Genomic DNA, 604 nt, shown 5'->3' with positions numbered 1-604 from the left:
TGCCGAATGGCAGTGTTATCGCTTATGAATATGATGGGGCGCGACGTTTAACCGCGATTGAAGACGCGCAAGGTAATCGTATTGAATATACCCTCGATGCGGCAGGCAATCGCACCGCCGAAGTGATTAAAACCAGCGCGGGTGTTGCAACTAAATCCATGACCCAAAGTTTCGATGAGCTTTCGCGTTTGCGCGAAGTAGTCGGTGCTGATAATCAATTACAACAATTTAATTACGACGTAAACGACAATCTCACCAGTGACACCAACGGCCGTAACTTTACCACCACGCAAGATTATGATGCTTTAAATCGTCCGACCACAACCCTTAATGCTGAAAATAACACTGTTGAATTTACATACGATGGTCGCGATAATCTCACCAGTGTGACCGATCCACGGGGGCTGACGACAAGTTACACCTACGATGCCTATGATAATGTCACCGAACTCAATAGCCCCGATACCGGCCTCACCACTTTTGTTTACGACGACGCCAATAATTTAATTAGCCAAACCGATGCCCGTGGCGTGAGTGTGAATTATCAATACGATGCTCTCAATCGTTTAACCGCTGAAACCTATCCCACCAGTCCGAGTTTAAA

At 46.5% G+C, this 604-nt stretch carries 1 protein-coding gene; it reads left to right on the top strand.

What is annotated here, in order from left to right; all coding sequences use genetic code 11:
- Window positions 1–604, top strand: a 604-nt coding sequence (locus ACYUCY_RS18325; RefSeq protein ID WP_460227986.1) for a hypothetical protein, incomplete at both ends; no start/stop codon positions are given.

It is taken from the genome of Aurantivibrio infirmus, assembly GCF_054767315.1.
This window is presented reverse-complemented; position numbering and strand designations above follow the sequence as displayed.